General features: G+C 40.6%; 5 protein-coding genes. 2 read left to right on the forward strand and 3 right to left on the reverse strand.

All coding sequences use genetic code 11. The features are described from left to right. Positions 1-36: 36 nt before the first annotated feature. The 3 genes from H6G86_RS37810 to H6G86_RS37820 all read right to left on the reverse strand — a co-directional run bounded on the left by H6G86_RS37810 (position 37) and on the right by H6G86_RS37820 (position 1,857). Entirely contained in the window at positions 37-975 is a 939-nt protein-coding gene (locus tag H6G86_RS37810) for a tyrosine-type recombinase/integrase (RefSeq protein ID WP_242065187.1), read from the reverse strand. A gap of 54 nt (positions 976-1,029) precedes the next feature. Further along, positions 1,030-1,344: a hypothetical protein gene (locus tag H6G86_RS37815; RefSeq protein WP_190938680.1), complete on the reverse strand. Its 315-nt coding sequence runs from the start codon at positions 1,342-1,344 to the stop codon at positions 1,030-1,032. A gap of 84 nt (positions 1,345-1,428) precedes the next feature. Beyond that, entirely contained in the window at positions 1,429-1,857 is a 429-nt protein-coding gene (locus H6G86_RS37820) for a four helix bundle protein (RefSeq protein WP_190938681.1), read from the reverse strand. Between the two features lie 380 nt (positions 1,858-2,237). Here H6G86_RS37820 and H6G86_RS37825 point away from each other — a divergent pair, with 380 nt between their 5' ends. Beyond that, positions 2,238-2,774: a TnsA endonuclease N-terminal domain-containing protein gene (locus H6G86_RS37825; RefSeq protein WP_190938682.1), complete on the forward strand. Its 537-nt coding sequence runs from the start codon at positions 2,238-2,240 to the stop codon at positions 2,772-2,774. Positions 2,775-2,786: 12 nt separating this feature from the next. After that, the gene (locus H6G86_RS37830; RefSeq protein WP_190938683.1) at positions 2,787-3,773 is read left to right on the forward strand and encodes a hypothetical protein; all 987 of its coding nucleotides are present in this window, start codon (positions 2,787-2,789) and stop codon (positions 3,771-3,773) included. Positions 3,774-3,809 lie beyond the last annotated feature (36 nt).

Genomic DNA, 3,809 nt, shown 5'->3' on the forward strand with positions numbered 1-3,809 from the left:
TGTTAATACTGCTTAAAAAGTATAAATAAATTTATACTACTGGGAAAATGATTTAGTGATCGCTTGTTTTTTACTGGATCTGACGAAACCGCATAGCTCCCATAGCAATAAGTCAGTGGCGTAGGTGTGACGAAAGGAGTGAGGGTGCAAATTCTCAATGTGAGCTATTTCACCGATTTTTTCCACAGCGAAGTAAATACCGTGATAACTCAAGCGTTCACCTTTGTATGAAGCATGGTGTGAAATCATCAGTGGGCTAAGGCTGTTTAAGACCTCTCCTTGCTGTTGGCGCAATTGCAAATACTCTGCCAAAACTTCCCGACTCTCTTTTCGTAGTGGAACTAAGCGTGGTTCATTGGTTTTGGTGTCTGGTAAAAACAGCAGCTTGCCATCAAAAGATCCAACATTTAGCTGTACAACTTCCCCTGCCCGGAGTCCATGACTGAGAATGTGAACGAGTGCTGTATCCCGTTGCTTTGTTTCTCCCAATAACTCTAATGCTGACCATACTTGCTCCATCTGTTGAGTCGTTAAACTCTGGGCTGGTGGCAGAGGTACTTTTTCCAGTTTAATCCCCAGTGTGGGATTAGTAGCAATAATGTCAGGATACGTATAGCACATCCATTTAAAAAAGCTTTTGAGTGCAGCAACTCCGGCATTGATGCTGCTTTTTGAAAGCGGTTTACCTGCATCAGTCCGCAGTTCATCCCGCAGATACTCTTTATATAGTGCGAAGTGACGCGGGCGTAGCTCATGATAGTGTAGCTCACTCCAAATCAAAAACCGCTTCAGTTCACGTTCGTACATTTTGCGACTGTTAGGCGCAAGATTGGTGCTGCGTAAAAACTCCAGTACTTTTACCCACCGGATATCAGTGGGTGGTCTTCGAGTTTCTCTTAGCTGTGTGAAATGTAGAGCTTCCTGGTTAAGGGGAATGAGTTTGATCTCAGGTAAAGAATCTGCGCTGTAGTTCATTCATTTAAGTGTAAATTATTACTTGCTAACTATTAAGTATAACTTTCTGTTGATCTACTCATCTGGTGGTGAGGTAGTCATGATTTCTACGACGGTATGATCGTGACCGAAGCGTGCTTGCTCCCATGTAGAATAACGCTGCATTCTCCCGTGATGAGGACCACCTAAAACCATTGTTTCAAAAAGCAACGGGGGGTCTCCAAAAGTGAGATCGAATCCCGAAAAACTAGTTGATACTTTGGCATCTCCAACTATAGTTTCGGCAACTAGATGTTGTCCTGAATCTTGTACTGAGTGTAGATAATCTTGCCACTCTGACAATGAATTAACAGCAACAGGGGTATGTCCTACTAGTTTGTAATAAAGCATCTTTTTTAAGTCGGAAGTCGGAAGTCGGAGGTCGGAAGTCGGAAGTAAGAATGTGTAACCTAACTAGGGGCATCGCTTTCGAGTTCACGGTGGTGTAAATTCTGAGTGCTTATCTCTTGCAACCACTATCTTCTTACTGCGAAATTTATTGCCACTTAATCTCTCTTTAATTTTGCGTGTAGAGGCAACGAGTATCTTGACTATTTCATCAGCTTCTCTAAGTAATGGGTCAAATTTAGATTTATCAACAACTTCAGATTCAATTAAAATTTCTAGCCAATACTCAGTTTCGCGTGCCTCTTTCAAAGCAATTTCCATTTTGTGCAGAAAGTCTTTATTAGACTGAGCCGAACGAGATTCATGTACGTTAGCACCAATACTCGTACCAGAACGCAACAGTTGCTTTGATAGCGTGCGACAAATACCTGGTTTTTCATCAAGAAAGCTACAAGCTTTGATAATTCTAATTGCAAACGCTTTAGTCCTGTCAGTAATAGTAATGCTTTTATCCACAACTGCACTTACTCCACTTTCATATTCTTACTTCCGACTTCCGACCTCCGACTTCCGACTTGAAGATATGTGACTTTAGGCACAATGTGTCCAGTATACAAGGCATAAGTTGTCCGCCTCGAAGGCGAAACACTGATACTATCGTAGGAAAATTTCTGATGCCATAAAATGAATACAGCCAAAAATTGTCTCAAAGTCAAAAATCAAGGCATAAATTGTCACCAAGTTGAAAAATCAGCTGAAAGTTGTCCACTAGTTGTACTTACATAAGCAACCTTAAAGTTTTAAATCAATATATATTAGCAAATCACCACCTGTGTTTAGATAAATTTAGAATCAGAATTAAGCAACTGACTCATTTGAAAGTTGAGGTCGAATTCATGATGAACTCTCAAGAATTTGGCAACTGGTGTAAAAGCCTCAACTTAAGTCAATCGGCAAGTGAGGTAATCAGACAAATCCGTGCAGAAAAACCATCACGGCGAGTCCAAGGTGGCAGAGGAAATGTATCTGGCTTCTACCCTAGCAGAAAAATGGGGGTAACAATAAGTTTTGAGTCTCATCGGCACGAATTAGCTAGGATATACGAACTTGAACATAACCCAGATGTTCTGGAATATTACGACCAACCACTAGCTATTGAACTTTGTTATCAATCTTTAAGTGGTAGAAACAACCGCCATTTATACACACCCGATTTCTTTATTATCAGTAATAACTCAGCGTTTTGGGAAGAATGTAAATCAGAACAGGAATTAGTAAAACTTTCTGCTGCAAGCCCAAACCGCTATCAACAAGACGAAAATGGTATTTGGCGATGTCCACCAGGAGAAAATTATGCACAGAAATTTGGTCTTGAGTTCCGGGTGTGGTCGAGCGCTTTAATTTGCTGGATATTTCAGCAGAACTTTATCTAGTTGGAAGATTACTTGAATCTAGAACCAGTTGCAATAGATAATCAAGTAACCAGAAAAGTATTAGCGATAGTAGAAACAAATCCAGGCATACTGTTAGCGGATTTGATTAAAATCGCATACCAAAAAGCCAGCTTAGATGACATTTATACTTTGATTGCAACTGAGCAAATCTATGTCAACTTAAATACAGCTAGATTATCCGAACCTGAACAAGTAAAAGTTTTTGCCAACCGGGAAATAGCACTCGCTTACGAACGAATAACATCCGTCAAGCCAAGTAGTATACCTAGCAACCTTCAATCCGTTGAAATTGCGGTCGGTAAATCTCTGTCTTGGGATGGTGAATCCTGGGATGTTGTAAACACAGGAACAACGACAACAGGATTACTGAGGACAGATGGTAAGTTTGTAGAACTGCCAAATGCTACAGTTTTTAAACTGATTCAAGACGGTCAAATAACTGTTGCACCTATTCAAAGTACAGCAAAACAACAGCAGCTAGAGGAATTACTGCGTCACGCGAAACCGCAAGATATTGTAGAAGCTAATCACCGCTACACTCAATTATCGCCTTACCTTTCTAGCCATCCTCCAGTGGGAATTACCCGCACAATTCGGCGCTGGCGTAAAGCTTATCAACAAGCAACTGAAATTTATGGCAATGGTTTTGTGGGATTATTGCCCAAAAACACTAACAAAGGTAATTACAAGCCAAGACTAGACCCGCGGGTACAGGAATTCATGACTACATTTATTAGTGAGAACTACGAAAGCCTTAAACAACGAGGGCGACTCAGGGTCTATGAATCTTTCCGAATTGCCTGTGAATCCCAATCTCCGAAAATTAACCCACCTAGTTTTAATCGATTTTGCTTGGAAATTCAACGTCGTTCGGGTTATGAGCAGACATTAAAACGTCAGGGAAGACGAGCAGGGGAGCTATGCGGTTTCGTCAGATCCAGTAAAAAACAAGCGATCACTAAATCATTTTCCCAGTAGTATAAATTTATTTATACTTTTTAAGCAGTATTAACA

It is taken from the genome of Nostoc sp. FACHB-133 (genome assembly GCF_014698055.1).
Taxonomy (GTDB): Bacteria; Cyanobacteriota; Cyanobacteriia; order Cyanobacteriales; family Nostocaceae; genus Nostoc.